This is a genomic window from Kitasatospora sp. NPDC001547, from assembly GCF_042894165.1.
Lineage (GTDB): Bacteria > Actinomycetota > Actinomycetes > Streptomycetales > Streptomycetaceae > Kitasatospora.
The window spans coordinates 116,543-132,113 of record NZ_JBIAVL010000007.1 but is presented as its reverse complement, the minus strand read 5'-3'; the positions used below and the strand labels follow the sequence as shown (position 1 = coordinate 132,113).

11 protein-coding genes and 1 pseudogene are annotated in these 15,571 nt (G+C 76.7%); 8 read left to right on the top strand and 4 right to left on the bottom strand.

Annotated features, from left to right (window positions below; genetic code table 11):
* Positions 1–89: 89 nt before the first annotated feature.
* Positions 90–1,670, bottom strand: a complete 1,581-nt coding sequence (locus ACFY0X_RS15865; protein WP_387754442.1) for a serine hydrolase domain-containing protein — start codon at positions 1,668–1,670, stop codon at positions 90–92.
* Positions 1,671–1,932: 262 nt separating this feature from the next.
* Here ACFY0X_RS15865 and ACFY0X_RS15860 point away from each other — a divergent pair, with 262 nt between their 5' ends.
* The 5 genes and pseudogenes from ACFY0X_RS15860 to ACFY0X_RS15840 all read left to right on the top strand — a co-directional run bounded on the left by ACFY0X_RS15860 (position 1,933) and on the right by ACFY0X_RS15840 (position 4,912).
* A complete protein-coding gene (locus ACFY0X_RS15860; protein WP_387754439.1) occupies positions 1,933–2,244 on the top strand; it encodes a hypothetical protein in 312 nt (103 codons plus the stop codon).
* A gap of 18 nt (positions 2,245–2,262) precedes the next feature.
* Positions 2,263–2,598, top strand: a pseudogene (locus ACFY0X_RS15855) (hypothetical protein); the annotation flags it as partial.
* Positions 2,596–3,093: a hypothetical protein gene (locus tag ACFY0X_RS15850; RefSeq protein ID WP_387754912.1), complete on the top strand. Its 498-nt coding sequence runs from the start codon at positions 2,596–2,598 to the stop codon at positions 3,091–3,093. The pseudogene ACFY0X_RS15855 and the gene ACFY0X_RS15850, both read left to right, overlap by 3 nt.
* A 94-nt stretch (positions 3,094–3,187) precedes the next feature.
* Positions 3,188–4,270: a succinyl-diaminopimelate desuccinylase gene (gene dapE, locus ACFY0X_RS15845; RefSeq protein ID WP_387754436.1), complete on the top strand. Its 1,083-nt coding sequence runs from the start codon at positions 3,188–3,190 to the stop codon at positions 4,268–4,270.
* Positions 4,271–4,618: 348 nt separating this feature from the next.
* Entirely contained in the window at positions 4,619–4,912 is a 294-nt protein-coding gene (locus ACFY0X_RS15840; RefSeq protein ID WP_387754434.1) for a DUF6087 family protein, read from the top strand.
* Between the two features lie 93 nt (positions 4,913–5,005).
* On the opposite strand, the gene ACFY0X_RS15835 is transcribed toward ACFY0X_RS15840, so the two are convergent.
* On the bottom strand, positions 5,006–6,085 hold the full coding sequence (locus ACFY0X_RS15835) for an alpha/beta fold hydrolase (RefSeq protein ID WP_387754431.1): 1,080 nt from the start codon (positions 6,083–6,085) through the stop codon (positions 5,006–5,008).
* A 562-nt stretch (positions 6,086–6,647) separates the two neighbouring features.
* Here ACFY0X_RS15835 and ACFY0X_RS15830 point away from each other — a divergent pair.
* The 3 genes from ACFY0X_RS15830 (at position 6,648) to ACFY0X_RS15820 (ending at position 12,781) form a co-directional block, all read left to right on the top strand.
* The gene (locus tag ACFY0X_RS15830; protein ID WP_387754428.1) at positions 6,648–9,056 is read left to right on the top strand and encodes a helicase C-terminal domain-containing protein; all 2,409 of its coding nucleotides are present in this window, start codon (positions 6,648–6,650) and stop codon (positions 9,054–9,056) included.
* Positions 9,057–9,312: 256 nt separating this feature from the next.
* Positions 9,313–9,690: a recombinase family protein gene (locus tag ACFY0X_RS15825; RefSeq protein ID WP_387754425.1), complete on the top strand. Its 378-nt coding sequence runs from the start codon at positions 9,313–9,315 to the stop codon at positions 9,688–9,690.
* 199 nt (positions 9,691–9,889) lie between these two features.
* On the top strand, positions 9,890–12,781 hold the full coding sequence (locus ACFY0X_RS15820) for an ATP-binding protein (RefSeq protein ID WP_387754423.1): 2,892 nt from the start codon (positions 9,890–9,892) through the stop codon (positions 12,779–12,781).
* Positions 12,782–12,882: 101 nt separating this feature from the next.
* On the opposite strand, the gene ACFY0X_RS15815 is transcribed toward ACFY0X_RS15820, so the two are convergent.
* Together ACFY0X_RS15815 and ACFY0X_RS15810 are read right to left on the bottom strand one after the other, a co-directional pair.
* Complete coding sequence (locus ACFY0X_RS15815) at positions 12,883–13,053, bottom strand: hypothetical protein (protein WP_387754420.1); 171 nt, start codon at positions 13,051–13,053, stop codon at positions 12,883–12,885.
* Between the two features lie 316 nt (positions 13,054–13,369).
* Entirely contained in the window at positions 13,370–15,322 is a 1,953-nt protein-coding gene (locus ACFY0X_RS15810) for a glycerophosphodiester phosphodiesterase family protein (RefSeq protein WP_387754418.1), read from the bottom strand.
* Positions 15,323–15,571 lie beyond the last annotated feature (249 nt).

The window sequence follows — 15,571 nt, the reverse complement described above, 5'->3', positions numbered from 1 at the left end:
TCCTCGTCAGGGGGTGGACCGGGTGGGGTGGACGCCGGTGAGGGACGCCTCGGGCGGTCGGCGCGGCGCGGGCGGCGGGTGGGGGGCCGTCAGCTCGCGGGCTTGAGGCCGGGGGGAAGGCCCAGGGGGGCGGTGTCGTCGGGCTGTCGGACGAAGCGCAGCCGGTGGACGCCCTGTGTGCTGATCAGGAGGTCGTCGCCGCTGGGGCGCAGGCTGATCCCGCCGCCCGCACGGAACGCGCCGTCCGGTGCCGGTTCGATCGTCCCGACGAACTCCAGGCCGAGTTCGAGCGTGCCGTCCCGGGTGACCGTCGCCAGGATGCCGAGCTCCGCGCTGCGGTAGACGGCCGGTGGCAGCGTGGCCCCGGCCGTCGCGGGGGCACAGCGCCGGTACTGCGTGGCGCGGCCGGGGCGGTACACCGATCCGATCGTGACCGTGTCGGGGGACGCCCGCAGCCAGAAGCCGGCGCTGTCCTGCAGGCCCTGCCAGCTGCCGTCGACGGCCGGTGCGAACTCGCCGGCGCACGGCGCGCCGTGGACGCGGATCCGGCCGTCGCCCACCGCCTCGATCCGCAGGGTGAGGTCGGAGCGCGGATCCAGCCAGTCCCCCGCCAGCCGGGCGGCGGGCCGGGCGGCCGCCGGGCCCGCCGTCAGCTCGACGGGATCGTCCTCGGGCAGCCCGGCGGCCAGCCGGAGCACCCGGGTGGCCAGCTTCGCGGCGTCGATCGAGGAGTTGTTGCCCAGCAGCGCCACGCCGAGGCCGGTGTCCGGCATGAACAGCAGCTGGGACCGGTACCCGGGGACGCCGCCGGCGTGGCCGAACGCCGGGTGGCCCGCGATCGTCGTGTGGTAGAGGCCCAGCGCGTACGGCCACTCCTGCCCGTCCCCGGTGTCGGCCCGCCGCAGCAGCCCGTCGCGGATGTCGGCGCCCAGGACCCGGCCGTCCTGCAGGAACCCGAACCACGGCGCCAGGTCGGCGACGCTGGTGGCCAGGCCGCCGTCGCCGACCGCGGACTCCTCGGTGTCGGCGCGCCGCACGCCGGCGCGGGTGACGTCGTACCCGTAGGCGAACCGCGGCAACGGCTCCCGGCTGTCCTCGCGGAACACGGTGTCGTTCATGCCCAGCGGGGCGAACATCCGGTCCGTGGTGAACTCCCCCAGGGTGCGACCGGTGAGCCGGCGCACGAGCGAGGCGGCCAGGACGTAGCCCGTGTTGGAGTAGGAGAACGCGGTCCCCGGCTCGAAGTCGACCTCGCTCAGCCCCGCCACGAAGGCCAGCGTCTGGTCCTGGGTGATCCTCGTCAGCGGGCGGCCGGCGATCGCCGTCAGGGCCAGCCAGTCCCGCAGACCGCCCGTGTGCCGCAGGCACTGACCGACGGTCACCGGCACCGCCAGCTTCAGCTCCGGCAGGTGCGTGCGGATGTCGTCGTCCAGCGACAGCCGCCCCTCCCGGCACAGCAGCAGCACGGCCGCGGCGGTGAACTGCTTGCTCACGGAGGCGATGTCGAACCGCGTGCGGGTGTCGACCGGCGCCTGGAACTCCACGCTCGCCAGCCCCGCCGACGCCTGGTGGATCAGCTTCCCGTCGGTGTAGACGCCGACGGACAGTCCTGGGTCTCCCGGGCGTACCGCCGAGCCCACGACCTCGGACAACGTTGTTGAGATGGCCATGCGCCACAGACTCTCAGCCCCGACCGCCCGGAAGGTTTGTCCTAACCGGCAAAGTCCGCTCGCCCAACGTTGGCCGGGAGGACATGCCCCTGCGGCCCCTGATGTCAGGAGCATTCCTGTGTCGAGCACGTCGCGGACCCGGCGTCGACGGGCGTCCGCGGCCTGGGAGCCGTCGGCGCGCGTCCGCCGCGACCCGCGCTCCGTCGCACGTGCACGCCCCCCATCGCCCGGCGGCCCCCGGGTGCCGCGCCCGGAGGAGCCCATGGACCACGAGACGCCACGAGGCGGACGCCCGAGCGCCCGGCTGCCGCAGCTGCGCCTCGACGCGCGGGCGCTGGAGCACAACATCCGGCTCATGGCGGCCTGGTGCCGTGATCACCGCGTCGAGCTGGCCCCGCACATCAAGACCACCATGACGCGCCCCATCGTCGAACGGCAGCTGGCCGCGGGGGCCTGGGGCGTCACGGTCGCCACCGTGACGCAGGCCGGCATCGCCCTGGGGTGGGGAGCGCGGCGTGTGGTCGTCGCGAACCAGGTGGTCCACCCGTACGACCTGTCCCTGCTGCGCCGTTAGCTCGACGAGGCACCGCAACGGGAGCTGTACTGCTTCGTCGACTCCTCGGCCGGCATCGGCTTCGCCCGGTCGTTCACGGCCGGCGCGCGCACCCCTCTGCGCGTCCTCGTCGACGTCGGAACGGACGCGGGCCGCACCGGTGTGCAGGGGCCGGCCGAGGCCGCCGACCTGGCCCGGGCCGTCCGGGCGGCGCCCGGACTCCTTCTCGCCGGTGTCGCCGGCTACGAAGGCGTCCGGCCCAACCGGCGGGATGCCGCCACCCTCGCGGCCGTCGACGAGCACTGCGACCGGACGGTCACGGTGTTCCGCCGCCTCACCCCGCTCTTCGAGACCCCGCGGCCCGTCTTCAGCATGGGCGGCTCCGCCTTTCCCGACCGGGTCGTCCACGCCCTCGCCCACGCCGCGCGCCACCGCGGCGACCTGCCGACGGCGGTGCCCGTCCTGCGGTCGGGCTGCTACGTCACCCACGACCACGGCAGCTACGCGCAGGTCTCCCCCCTGCCCGGCCTGAGGGCGGCGCTGACCGTGCGCGCGGTCGTGCTCTCCACCCCGGAACCGGGCCGAGCCGTCGTCGGCGCCGGGAGGCGCGAGCTGCCCTACGACGCCGGCCTGCCCGTCCTCGTGCGCGCCCACGATCCGCACGGCGCACGGCGGCCCGCCGCCGCGGCGAGGGCGGAGCGGATCTACGACCACCACCTCGTCCTGACCGGTGTGCGCGATCTGTACGTCGGCGACGAGGTCGACCTCGGGATCTCCCACCCCTGCTCCGCCTTCGACCGCTGGCCCGACGTCACCGTCGTCGACGGCCGAGGGCACCCGTGCGAGGTGTGGCACCCCCTCTTCCGCTGATCGACCCGGGCGGCCCGGCGCCCGCCCCGGCCCTCTCCCCCGCCGTGCGCCGGAGCAACGACACCCCGTCCCCTCCGTCCGATGGAGCACTGCCATGACCGTCCCCGGCGACACCCGGCCCGCGCTCGACCCTGGCGCGGATCTCGTCGAGCTGACACGCGCGTTGGTCGACACCCCGTCCGAGAGCGGCTCGGAAGCGGCGCTCGCCGACGGGGTGGAGCGCGCGTTGAGGGCTCTGTCCCATCTGCGGGTCGAGCGGATCGGCGACTCCGTGGTCGCCCGCACCGAGCTGGGACGAGCCGAGCGCGTGGTGATCGCCGGGCACCTGGACACCGTCCCGCCCTGCGACAACCTGCCCTCCCGTCTCACGGACGGGCGGTTGCACGGGCTCGGTGCCTGCGACATGAAGGGCGGCGTCGCCGTGGCCCTGCACACCGCGGCGACCGTCACGGCACCGGTCCGGGACGTCACCTACGTCTTCTACGAGTGCGAGGAGACCTCCGACGAGCGCAACGGCCTGGGCAGGATCGCCGCCGAGCGCCCGGACCTCCTGCACGCCGACCTGGCCATCCTGATGGAACCCTCCGACGGCACGGTGGAGGGCGGCTGTCAGGGCTTCCTCACCGCGGACGTCGTCGTCCGGGGAAGGCGGGCGCACACGGCCCGGCCGTGGATGGGCGTCAACGCGGCGCACCTCGCGGGTGAGGTGCTGCGCGTGTTGGCGGAACACGTCGCCGAGGAGGTGGTCATCGACGGGCTGGTGTACCGGGAGGGGCTGAGTGCCGTGGCGGTGGAGGCGGGGGTCGCCGGCAACGTGCTCCCCGACGTGTGCGTGGTCACGGTCAATCTGCGCTACGCGCCCAGCCGTACCCCCGCGCAGGCGGAGGCGTACGTGCGGGGGCTCTTCCCCGGGTACGAGGTCGAGGTGACCGAGGTGCTGCCGGGCGCCCTGCCGGGGCTCGACCGGCCCGCCGCCGCGTCGCTGCTCGCGCGGCTCGCCGCCGCGCCGCGGGCGAAACTCGGCTGGACCGATGTCGCCCGCTTCGCCGCGGCGGGGGTGCCCGCCGTCAACTTCGGTCCGGGCGACCCGTCCTTGGCCCACACCCCCGGCGAGTACGTCGAGGTCTCCCAGCTGCGCGAAGTGCACCGCGCCCTTCGGCACTGGCTCGTCGGTTGACGGCCGGCCCTCCCCGAGCGCCGGCCGGATCCCGGCGTGCGAGCGCGCGGTGACGTCCCGCCAGGACTGCCGCCACCCGCCGCCCCCCCCCCCGGCCCGCACCGGGCGGGGGACGCAACCGTACGCGGTGGTCAACGGGGACCGGGCGCCGCTTTGCCGAGCCGCTGGCGTGGTGTCGGTCACGGTCAGGACTGTACGACCCCGCCGTCGAAGGCCGTGCCCCGCAGCAGGACCGGCTAGGTCCGACGGCCGCCGACGGGGACCAGGGGGCGCGGATCGGCGATCCGGGCCGTGTCCTGCGCTCCTGGGCGCCGTTGGGCTGGGCGCCCCGTCACGGAGGAGGACCAGGTGGACGAGGACGAGCCGCTGGAGCGGTGGGCGGCCCGCCGGGATGCGCGGCGCCGTCCGGTCGGCACGCTCAAGGCCGTTGTCCTCGGCTTCGAGGACGCTCCGTCCCATCTGCACCGGGGCGAACCGCGGTTGGTCTCCCGCTGGGACGGCTACCAGTGGGTGCCCGAGACCATCGCGCCGGACTACGCCGCCGCGCAGCGGCTCGTCCACGGCATCGAGGGCGACGGCGTGATCCCGATGACGTCGGCCCAGCCGACGAAGAAGCCGGCGGGCAGGCACCGCAAGCCCTGACCGTTGGCCTGGTGCCCGGCCCTCACGGGGGGCCGGGCACCTGTGCGCTGCGCGGGGGCCTTCAGGCGCCCTGGGTCTCGCGACCCCGCCCGTTCAGAGGCGGTCGGCGTCCAGGACGGCCCGGACGAAGTCCTCGGGTGCCTCCTGGGGGACGTTGTGGCCGACGTCGGGCAGGGTGCGGTGGAGGTAGGGGCCGGTGAAGAAGTCGCGGTAGGCGGTGCCGCCGCCGGGGGCGGTGAAGGGGTCGCGGCCGGGGTCGAGGGTGACGGTGGGCACGGTGATCTTCGGGCGGGCGGCGAGCCGGCGCTCCAGCTGGTCGTAGCGGTGTTCGCCCTCGGCCAGGCCGAGGCGCCAGCGGTAGTTGTGGATGACGATCGCCGCGTAGTCGGGGTTGTCGAAGGCGGCGGCGGTGCGGTCGAAGACGGCGTCGTCGAAGGCCCAGGTCGGCGAGACCTGCTGCCACACCAGGCGGCACAGCTCGCGGCGCTTGTCCCGGTTCTCCATGGCCGTCCGCCCGCGCTCGGTGGCGAAGTAGAACTGGTACCACCAGGTGTGCTCGGCGGCGGGCGCCAGCGGCTCCTTCTGCATCCGGACGTCGGTGATCAGGTATCCGCTGACCGAGACCAGGGCCTTGACCCGCTCGGGCCACAGCGCGGCGATGATGTCGGCGGTGCGCGAGCCCCAGTCGAAGCCGGCCAGCACGGCCCGCCGGATGCCCAGCGCGTCCATCAGGGCGAGGACGTCCAGGGCGACGGCGGACTGCTGGGCGTTGCGCGTCGTGCGGTCGGACAGGAAACGGGTGCTGCCGTGGCCGCGCAGGTAGGGGACGATGACGCGGTAGCCCTGGGCGGCGAGCAGCGGGGCGACGTCGACGTAGCTGTGGATGTCGTACGGCCAGCCGTGCAGGCAGATCACGGCGGGGCCGTCGGCCGGGCCGTCCTCGGCGTAGCCGACGTCGAGGACGCCGGCGCGGACCTGGGCGAGGCGGGCGAAGCCGGTCCGGGGCGCGGTGGCGGACGCCTCAGCGGTCGCGGACGCCTCAGCGGCGCCGGCGGCCGGTGCGGTCCCTGCCGCCGGGGCCGCCCCGGCGGTCTGGGGCAGGGCGGCCAGGGACAGCGCGGTGGTGCCCGCGCCGATTCCGACGGCCCTGGTGAAGGTGCGCCTGTCGATCATGCCGTTCCTCCGTCGTACGGTCGGGTCGGCCGGCCCCCGGGCGGGTGCCCGTGAACCTGCCGTACACGCCAGTTGGTTGACGCTTCATCAACGCGCCGGGCCGCGACCGAGTGCCGGGAGTGGCCCCCGGGATTCCCGGGACGGCCGGGGCGCGCCCGCCGGCGGTCCGTTCGGCGTCCGCACGAGGGGAAGCGTGTCGGGGCACCCCCTCACGAGTTCGAATGTCGTATCGTCCGCCTTCGCCCGGTCCTGGTCTCGTTCACCCGGGCCCGCCCGCCTCGGTCGCCGGCGCCCTTCTCGGGCTCCGCGAGATGCGCGAGCACGGCGGCGGGCGTTGCCGAGACGTTGTAGCCGCGGCTCAGTTCGGTGCCGGGCACGTCCGACTCCCCTGTCCCCTCCGGCTCCGGCCGTCGTCGTGGACCGGGAACGATCGGTGGGTGATCGCATCATCCTGCCGCCTCCGCCACTGAACGGCCCGGGCGTTCGTCGCACCCGCCCCCGTCGGTACGTCATCCTTGTGCTCCCGGCCGACTCCGGCCGGGCATGGACGTCCTCCTCTGCGGTGAGGTGCCCCATCAGCAAGAAGAACGGAACGGCGCTGGCCGCGTGGCTGCGCGGTCTGGACGCGGCCGGGTTGGAGCGGGTCCTGGCCGCGCGCCCGGACGTCGTGTCGCCTCCGGAACCGAGGTCGGTCGGCGAACTGGCGGACCGCCTCCAGCGCCAGGCGTCGGTGGCCCTGGTCCTGCCTCGTCTCGCGCTGCCGTGCCTACAGGTGGCGGAGGCCGTCGCGGCGCTGCCGGGCATGTCACGGGACGGTCTGGCGGACCTCCTGGAGGCGACACACGGTGAACGCGCCCGTGGATTGGCCGCCGTCCTGGAAGCACTGGCCGATCGCGCCCTGGTGTGGCCCGACGGCGACGGCCTGCTGCACATGGCGGCGCCGCTGCGGAACGTGTGGGACGCGCCGCTGGGGCTCGACGCGCCGCTCGCACGGCTGCTCGCGGGCTCGAACTCCGACGAGCTGGGCCGCATCCTGGCGAGGATCGACGTCAAACCCGCCGCCAACAGGAAGGAGCTGCGGCGGACGGCGCTGATCGACCACCACAGCGATCCGGCTCGGGTCGCCGCCCTGGTGGCCAAGGCGCCCGCAGCCACTCGAAAGCTCCTTGAACGGCGGGCGCACGAGGCTCCGGAGCGACCGGGCTCCATCGCCCCCGAGCCCGGCGAACCATGGGCGGTGGAACGGGGGCTGCTGATCCGGGACCCGCACCGGTACGGGCCGGCCCGCATGCCCGCGGAGGTGGCACTCGCACTGCGCGGCTCCGACTGGCACGCCCCGTTCACACCCGTCCCGCCCGGCGTACGGTCGGTGCCCGCCACCGTCTCGGACGTCGACCGGGAAGCCTCAGCCGCCTCCATGGCGTTCGCTGCCCATGCCGTGTCCGTCCTCGGGGTGTGCGCCGCGGCTCCGCCGGCCCGGCTCAAGACCGGCGGGGTCGGCGCCCGCGAGCTGGCCAGGATCGGCAAGGCGGCGCGGTGCGACGAGACCCCGGTACGCCTCGTGCTGGAGACGGCGAGCGCCGCCGGACTGCTGGCCCGGGACGGCGACCGGGTCGCGGCCACCGCGTCCTACGACACCTGGGCCGAGCAGGAACCGGCCGCCCAACTGGCCCTGCTGCTCCAGGCGTGGTGGACGCTCCCGCTGACCCCCGGCGGGAGCCGCGACGAGGACGGGAAGGCTCTGCCGGCGCTCGCCGGGGCACCGCCCTGCGGAGGCTGCGTGCGGGCCCGGCACGGGCTGATCACAGCCGCGACGCAGCTCCCCGCCGGCGAAGGCGCGGCGGACTCGGCGGACCTGGGGGTACTCCTCGGGTGGCTGCGCCCGCTCGCCGACGAACTCCCCCAGGACGCCACGCCGTTCGCCACCCTGATCCGGGAGGCGGAACTGCTCGGCGCACTCGCGCTCGGGGCCGTGTCCCCGATCGGGGCCGCCCTGCTCGCGGACGACGCCGAAGCCCTGACCGACGCCTGCCGGCGCCTGCTGCCCGCCGCCAGCGGGACCGCCCGTTTCGGCAGCGATCTCACGGCCGTGGTCTCCGGCACGCCGTCGGCCCGCCTCCTCGCGTTGCTGGACTCCGTCGCGGACCGGGAGAGCGCCGGTGCGGCGTCCGTGTGGCGGTTCGGCCCGGGAAGCGTCCGCCGCGCCCTCGACGCCGGTCTCACCCCCGACGCCCTCACGGCCGACCTGGCCGCCGTCGCCGTCGAGCCGCTTCCCCAGCCGCTCTCGTACCTGATCCACGACACCGCGCGCAGCCACGGTCGGATGCGCGTCGTCTCCGCGGCCTGTGTCATCCACGGCGAGGAGCCCGCCCTCCTGGCCGAACTGGCCGCGCACCGCAAGCTCACCCAGCTCGGCCTGCGGCTGCTGGCACCGACGGTGCTGATCAGCCGAACCCCACTGGACGGGACGCTCGCGGCACTGCGATCCGCGGGCTACGCCCCCGTCGCCGAGAAACCCGACGGGTCCGTCCGCATCGAGCGGGCCCGACGCCCCCGTGCGGCGAACCCGCTCCCGGCCCCGCGTCGCCCGTCCGCCGGCAGATCCCGCGCCCAGCACGCGGACGCCCGGACGGCCGTCGACCTGCCCTCCCTCGCCGCCCGGCTCCGGGACGCCCCGCAGGACATCCCGGAGCCCGACCCGTGGGACAACCGCCCCTACGACAGCGACACCGAGGAGATCATCGCCGGACACGCGCGCAATCTGCCCTTCACCGATGTCCGGCAGCTGGCCCACGCCGTCGACGACGGCCGGGCCATCACGATCGAGTACGTCGCGACCTCGGGCAACGCGACGGTCCGCACCCTCAGCAGGATCGAACTGGATGCCCCCTACCTCCGCGCCTGGTGCCACCTGAGGGACGACGAGCGCGTGTTCACCATCTCCCGCATCCACGGGGTGATGCCCGCGTAGCCCGCCGGACGAGGAGGGGGCATCCAGCATCCTGGTCTCATCCGCGGTCTCCTCCACCGACGTACCGCACGGTCCACCCGCGGCTCTGTGCTCGGCGCCGCGGCAGGTCGGAACCGGTGTGAACCCCGGTGGACAGCCTTCAGGGGAATTGGGTGGCGCCCCCTATTGATCCCGCGCTGTTCACCGCGGCCTGCTGGAGTGGACGGGCCCTCCCCCGGGCCCGTCGCACCCCCACCCGACAGGCCAGGTGAACGACATGCTCGACCACCCCCCGCTCCCGGCCCGCCCCGCGCTGTACCTGCGCTGCTACCCCGCCGACCCGGCCGGGCTGGAGTACCAGCGCGCGGCGCTGGAGCGCCTGGCCCGGTCCCGCGGCCTGCCGGTGCCCGCCGCCTTCGTGGACGACGGGGTGCGCTCGGGCGACCGGCGCCCCGCCCTGGAGCGGCTGGTGGAGCGGGCCGGGCAGGGCTGGGTGAACGTGGTGCTGGTGCCCGGACCGTTCGTCTTCTCGCTCGACGACCGCGGCGCCCGGGCGGCCGTGCGCCGGCTGGAGGCGCTGGGCTGCGCGGTGCTCGACCTGCCCGGCCGGGGCGTCCTGCCGCACCGGCCGCCGGTCGCCGCCCGCACCGCCTGAACGCAGGGCCCCCGCCCGCCACCGCCCGAACGCAGGGCCCCCGCCCGCACCGCCTGAACGCCCGGGCCCCGCCCGTCCCGGCCCCCGTACGGCGGCGGCGCCCCGGCGGGTACCGCCACGGGCCGTCACGGCATGATGGGCCCATGGCCTTCGCACCCCTCCTCGGCGAGCGCCGCGCACCCGAACCGGCCGGGCGGCCGTGAGTCGGCCGGTCGAGCCGGGACCGCCCGGCGCCGGTTTCGCGTTCGTCGGGCGCCGGCCGGAACTGGACCGTCTCACCGAGGCGATGCTCCACCCGCCCGCCGTGGTGCTGGTCGAGGGCGAGGCCGGCCTCGGCAAGTCCCGTCTGGTGGCCGAGGCCGCGGCCGGCGCGGCCGCCGCGGGCCGCCGGGTGCTGACCGGCTTCTGCCACCCGCTGCGCGAGCCGCTGGCCTTCGGCCCGGTGGTGGACGCGCTGCGCGGCGTGGGCCCGTTCCTGCCGCCCGCCGAGCGCATCGCGGCCAGCGCCGGGGCGCTGCGCCCGCTGCTGCCCGACCTCGCCGACCGGCTCCCGCCGCTGCCCGCGGCCGCCGGCGAGGGGCCGCCGGGGCTGCGGCTGCTGGTCCAGGCGGTGCGCGCGCTGCTCGGCGCGCTCGGCGAGACGGTGCTCGTGGTCGAGGACCTGCACTGGGTGGACGACGCCACCCGCGAGCTGCTCCTGCTGCTGGCCCGGGACGTGCCGCCCGGGCTGGCCCTGGTGCTCACCTACCGGGCCGAGGACCTGCCGCCCGACACCCCCGCGCTGGGCGCCGCCTACCGGCGTCCGGCCGGGGTGGGCGGCGCGCTGCTGCGGCTGTCCCCGCTCGCCGAGGCCGAGGTCGACCAGCTGGCCCGCGCCGCGCTCGGCCCGCGCGCGACGGCGGCGCTCACCCGGGTGCTGTTCGACCGCAGCGAGGGCCTGCCGCTGGTCGCCGAGGAGGACCTGATCACGCTGTGCGAGCGGCGCGGCGCCGGGGCGCTGACCAACGCCGCGGACCTGGCCGCCGACCTGGAGCAGTCCGAGGTGCCGCGCGGCCTGCGCGACGCGGTCACCGAGCGGCTCGCGGCGCTGTCCCCGGACGCCGCCGCGATCGCCTCCGCGGCCGCGGTGCTCGGCGTGCCGGCCGGGGAGGACCTGCTCGCCGCCGTGGCCGGGCTGGAGGCGCAGGCCGCCGCGGACGGCCTCACCGAGGCGCTGCGGGCGGCGGTGCTCAACGAGCGGCCGCTGGCCCGCTACGGGTTCCGGCACGTCCTGGCGCAGCAGGTGGCCTACCGGCGGCTGCCCGGGCCGCGGCGCGGCGCCCTGCACCGGCGCGCGGTGGCGGCGCTGGGCGCGCGCGAGCCGCGGCCGCTGGTGCAGATCGCCCACCACACCCTGGCGCTGGGCGACCGGGCGGCCTGGCAGGAGGTGGCCGAGGCCGCCGCCGACCAGGCGGTGGCGCTCGGGGACAGCGGCAGCGCCGGCGCGCTGCTGCGCCGGCTGCTGGACGAGCCCGACCTGGACCTGCGGCGGCGCGGGCGGGCCGCGCTCGCGCTGGCGCGGATCGCCGCCGACGGGGTGGACTCGGTGGCCAGTGCGGCGGCACTGACCGCGATCATCGCGGACCCGCGGCTGCCGGTGCCCGACCGCGGCGAGATCCGCCTCTCGCTGGGCTTCCTGATGGCCGTGCACGGCGGGGACCGGGCCGGTTTCGACCGGATGGAGGAGTCCCTGGAGGAGCTGGAGCAGCGTCCGGGCCGGGCGGCCCGGGCGATGGTGGCGCTGGCCATGAACGAGCGCGACGGCGCCGGCGAGCGCGCCCGGCAGTGGCTGGAGCGGGCCGAGCGGACGCTGGCCGAGCACCCGGACGAGGAGGTGGCCGCCGCGGTGCGGGCCACCCGGCTGACCTTCCAGGCGCGCGAGGGCGACCCGGCGGTGTGGGCGCGGCTGGCGGCGCTGCCGCGCGGTTCGGAGCGCCCGGAGATCGTCCGGCAGACCACCCGCGCGCTGTACAACGCGGGTGAGATCGCCGTCGAGCTGGGCCACGACCGGCGGGCCGCGCTGCTGCTGGAGGAGAGCCGGCGCCTGGCCCGGCAGGCGGCCATCCCCTACCTGGAGTGCTACAGCCGGATCGCGCTGGTGCGGCTGGACGGGCTGGCCGGGCGCTGGGAGGGGCTGGAGGAGCGGCTGGCCGCGCTGGGCGCGGAGTTCCCGGACCTCGCGATGGCCGGGGTCGAGCAGGCGCTGCTGCTGGGCCGGCTGGCGGCCGCGCGCGGTCAACTCGCCGTGGCGCGCGCCCACTTCACCGAGGCGGGCCCGTACGGGGAGCGGGAGTCGCAGGTGACCGGGGCGCTGCGGGCGGCGGCGGGGCTGGCGGCGCTGCAGCTGGCGGAGGGGGACGTCGCGCGGGCGGCGGCCACGCTCGCGCCGGCGCTGGCGGCGCTGCGCCGGGCCGGGGCCTGGCCGCGGGCCGCCGAGCTGCTGCCGGTGGCGGTCGAGGTACTGCTGGCGGCGGGTGACCGGGCGGGGGCGGCGGAGCTGGCCGAGCAGGCGGAGGCGAACCTGGAGGGGCGGGACGCGCCGGCCGCGTCGGCGGCGCTGGCCTTCGCCCGCGGGCTGCTGCTGGCCGACGGGGATCCGGTGGGCGCGTGCGCGCAGTTCGTCCGCTCGGGCGGGCTCTGGCAGCGGATCGGGCGCCCGTACGAGGGGGCGCGGGCCGAGGAGCGGGCCGGCACGGTGTCGGCGGGGGTCGACCGGGCGGCGGCCGGGGAGCGGCTGGCCGCCGCCGAGCGGGCCTACCTGGCGCTGGGCGCGGCCTCGGACGCCGCGCGCTGCCAGCGGCTGCGGCGGGAGTCGGGTCTGGGCCGGGCGGCCTCGCCGGGGCGGCGCGGCTACGGTGAGCGGCTGTCCCCGCGTGAGCGGCAGGTCGCGGCGCTGGCCGCGCGGGGGGCGGCGAACCAGGACATCGCGCGGGCGCTGTTCCTGTCGACCCGTACGGTCGAGCACCATGTGGCCAGTGCGCTGCGCAAGCTCGGGGTGGGCCGGGCGGGGCTGGGCGAGGCGCTGGCGGCCGCCGGGGACGACGCCTCCTGAGGTGAGGGGGGTCCCGCCCACTCCCTCAAAGGGGCGGGACCCGGTCCGGGGGGCCGGCGGTGCCGGTGGCGGCCGTCAGGCCGGCCGGTGGTGGCCGGCCGTCAGGCGTGCCGGTGGTGGCCGGCGCGTTCGACGAGCCGGGAGAGCCGGGCCAGTCGGGCCAGGCCGGGCCGGCGCAGGCCGCTGCTGCGGCGGGCGGGCAGCACCAGCCCGGGGTCGGGGGCGGTGAAGTGCTCGTCGGCGTAGAGCCGCAGGCGTTCGCGACGGGTCATGGGGGCGACCTCCGGGGAGGGTGAGGGTCGTCGGCTTGGGCGGGCTCCAGGAAACCGGCCGGGCGGGGGCGGGAACAATGCGTGGCGCTACCCAATCCCGCGCCGAACCCTGGGTACCGCCCGCACCCGCGCCGTCTGCACCCACGCCGCCCGTACCCGCGCCCCTGACGCACCCACGGCCCGCACCACCCGCCCCGTACGCCTGACGCACCGTGGCCCCGCACCACCGGCGGGCGGTACGGGGCCACGGGCGGTGCGGGGCCACGGCCCGGACGCGGGGTCAGCCGCGGGGTCAGCCGCGGGGTCAGCCGCGGGGTCAGCCGCGGGCGGCGGCGTCCAGGGCGCGGGCGTCGGCGGCGATCAGGGCGGCCCGGTCGGCGGGGACGCCGCGGCCGGCCTGGTTCTCGGCCCAGTGGGCGAGCGGCTGGTACTGGCCCTGGCCGAGCATCACGGTCAGGGTGGCGACGGCGTTGCGGTCGGCGCCGGAGGTGAGCACCAGGGCGGCCAGGCCGGTGGGGGTGGCGGCGACGGTGAACCCGGTGGTGGTCTCGGCGCGGCCGCCGGGGCCGGTGGCCTCGGCGCGCAGGGTGTGCTCGCCGAGCGCGAGGGCGGTGGTGTCCAGGGCGGTGCCGGGTGCCAGTTCCTTGCCGTCCAGGGTGAGGCGGACGGTGTCGGCGCCGGTGGCCTGGACGGCGGTCACCGGCCGCTGGGCGCGGTCCAGGGTGGCGCCGGCGGCCGGGGAGGTGATCGCCACGGTGGGCGCGGCGGGCTGGACGGGGGCGCCGCCCTGGAGCCAGGCGCTGTTCCAACCGGCGAGCTCTGCCGGGCGGTTGGTGATGACGCCATCGACGCCGGCGGCTTCCAGGGCCTTCCAGCGGGTGGCCGAGTCGACCGTCCAGACGTTGACCGCGACGTTGGCCGCGTGCAGGTCCTTCACCACGTCCGGGCGCGCGGCGAGGGCGCCGTCGGAGGGGTTGTAGGCGGACAGGCCGAGCTCCTTGGAGACGGCCACCGGGTCGGCGTCGAGGGCGCCGCGCAGCAGGCCGAGCGGCAGTTCGGGGGCCAGCTCGCGGGTGTACTTCAGGGCGTCGACCTCGAAGCTCTGGACGAAGACCCGGCCGGTCATCCGGTGGTCGCGCACCTCCTGGACGATCCGGGCGACCTCGTCGCGGCTGTGCCTGCCCTTGATCTCCAGCAGCAGGTTGCCGCCGCGGGTGCGCAGGTCCTCCAGCTGGGCGGCCAGGGTGGGGACGCGGGCGCCGGCGTAGGCGGGGCCGAACCAGGAGCCGGCGTCCAGGGTGTCGAGCTGGGCGGCGGTCAGGTCTCGGACGCGGCCCTTGCCGTCGGTGGTGCGGTCGACGCTGTCGTCGTGCAGGACGTAGGGGACGCCGTCCTTGCTGGGCTGGACGTCGTTCTCGATCCACTGGGCGCCGCCGCGGCGGGCGATCTCGTCGGAGACCAGGGTGTTCTCGGGGGCGGCGGAGGAGGCGCCGCGGTGGGCGAAGACGGTCAGCGGGGCGCCGGCCGGGCGCAGTCGGCCGGCGGGGGCGAGCGCGGTGACCTTGAGGTCGTCGAAGGAGACCTTGGCGCCGTTGACCACCAGGGCCTGGCCGCCGTCGGCGCTGCGGGCGACCTGGGTGGTGCGCAGGACCTCCTTGCCGTCGAGGATCCAGCGGGCGGTGGTGCCGTGGACCTCGACGGCGACGCGCACGTCGCGGCCGGTGCCGGCGGCGGTGGGGGCCGCGGCGGTGTCCGTGACGTTCCAGGTGCCGGCGGGGGTGCGCTGGGCGAATTCGAGGCCGTTGGCGGCGGTGGTGCCGGTGCGCATGGTGGCGATCGACCAGGGGGTGGCGCCGGAGGCGGGGACGTCCAGGCCGAGGGCGGTCCAGCGGGCGCCGTCCCGGACGGTCTCGAAGCGGGCGGTGGCCTCGATGCGGAAGTCGTCCAGGTGGCGGCCGAAGGTGATCCGGCTCTGCTGCCCGGAGTCGGCGGAGGTGCCGACCAGGCGGCCGCCCTCCACCTTCCAGTCGCCCTCGACGGCGGCGAAGCCGGCGGGCAGGGCGGGGGCGGAGAAGTGCTCGTCGAGGACGACCTCGCCGGGGGCCGGGGCACCGGCCGCAGCGGGGGCGCCGGCCGCGCCGGGGGCGGATTCGGCGGAGACGGCGCTGGGGGCGCCCAGGGCGACGGCGGTGAGGCCGAGCGAGGCGGCGACGGCGGCGGCGAGCAGACCGGTGCGGCGGCCCGCGCGGGGGTGGTGACTCGGTGTCATGCGCGGCAGGCTAGGGGAGGTTGCCGAACCGGACCCCACGGCTCCGGAAACCGTTCGTGACCATTGCGCGTGCGCTTCGCGAAACCGGCGGATTCCGTGCACCGTTCGGCCGGTTCGTTTCCGTACCGGCCGCTTCCGTACGGCCGCTTCCGTACGGCCGTTTCCGTACGCCGTTTCCGTACCGGCCGCTTCCGTACGGGCGGTCCGGGCGGCCCGCGCCCGCCCACCGGGCGGACGGCCGGCGGCGGG

Excerpts from the sequence above, each read along its gene's own strand:
- ACFY0X_RS15865 (WP_387754442.1), bottom strand. The coding sequence starts at position 1,670 with ATGGCCATCTCAACAACGTTGTCCGAGGTCGTGGGCTCGGCGGTACGC.
- ACFY0X_RS15860 (WP_387754439.1), top strand. The coding sequence starts at position 1,933 with ATGGACCACGAGACGCCACGAGGCGGACGCCCGAGCGCCCGGCTGCCG.
- ACFY0X_RS15850 (WP_387754912.1), top strand. The coding sequence starts at position 2,596 with ATGGGCGGCTCCGCCTTTCCCGACCGGGTCGTCCACGCCCTCGCCCAC.
- dapE (WP_387754436.1), top strand. The coding sequence starts at position 3,188 with ATGACCGTCCCCGGCGACACCCGGCCCGCGCTCGACCCTGGCGCGGAT.
- ACFY0X_RS15835 (WP_387754431.1), bottom strand. The coding sequence starts at position 6,085 with ATGATCGACAGGCGCACCTTCACCAGGGCCGTCGGAATCGGCGCGGGC.
- ACFY0X_RS15825 (WP_387754425.1), top strand. The coding sequence starts at position 9,313 with ATGCTCGACCACCCCCCGCTCCCGGCCCGCCCCGCGCTGTACCTGCGC.
- ACFY0X_RS15815 (WP_387754420.1), bottom strand. The coding sequence starts at position 13,053 with ATGACCCGTCGCGAACGCCTGCGGCTCTACGCCGACGAGCACTTCACC.
- ACFY0X_RS15810 (WP_387754418.1), bottom strand. The coding sequence starts at position 15,322 with ATGACACCGAGTCACCACCCCCGCGCGGGCCGCCGCACCGGTCTGCTC.